At 66.9% G+C, this 251-nt stretch carries 1 protein-coding gene; it reads right to left on the bottom strand.

Annotated features, from left to right (window positions below):
- Nucleotides 1–12: 12 nt before the first annotated feature.
- Nucleotides 13–153, bottom strand: a complete 141-nt coding sequence (locus tag GPA27_RS28770) for a hypothetical protein (RefSeq protein ID WP_169143772.1) — start codon at nt 151–153, stop codon at nt 13–15.
- Nucleotides 154–251 lie beyond the last annotated feature (98 nt).

The following is a 251-nucleotide window of genomic DNA, read 5'->3' as shown; positions in this document are numbered from 1 at the left end:
GATGGCGCCGGATCAAAGGATTCGGATCACCCCGTCCTCACCGAGCTGGCGCCACGGCAGCCCCAGCACCAGTGCGTCGAACTGTGCGCGGGTGAGCGCCACACCACCCTCGCCATCGCTCCAGTGACCCTGTCCCCGTTTGATGGACGCCATGAAGGGTACTGGGCAGCAAGTTATCCACGGGCGCGCGCCTGCGGCGCCTCATACGCAGGCAGAGCGCGCGGCGGTGGATAACTTGCGGTGCCAATCGG

The organism is Aromatoleum toluolicum (assembly GCF_012911005.2).
GTDB lineage: Bacteria > Pseudomonadota > Gammaproteobacteria > Burkholderiales > Rhodocyclaceae > Aromatoleum > Aromatoleum toluolicum.
This window is presented reverse-complemented; position numbering and strand designations above follow the sequence as displayed.

Excerpts from the sequence above, each read along its gene's own strand:
- GPA27_RS28770 (WP_169143772.1), bottom strand. The coding sequence starts at position 153 with ATGGCGTCCATCAAACGGGGACAGGGTCACTGGAGCGATGGCGAGGGT.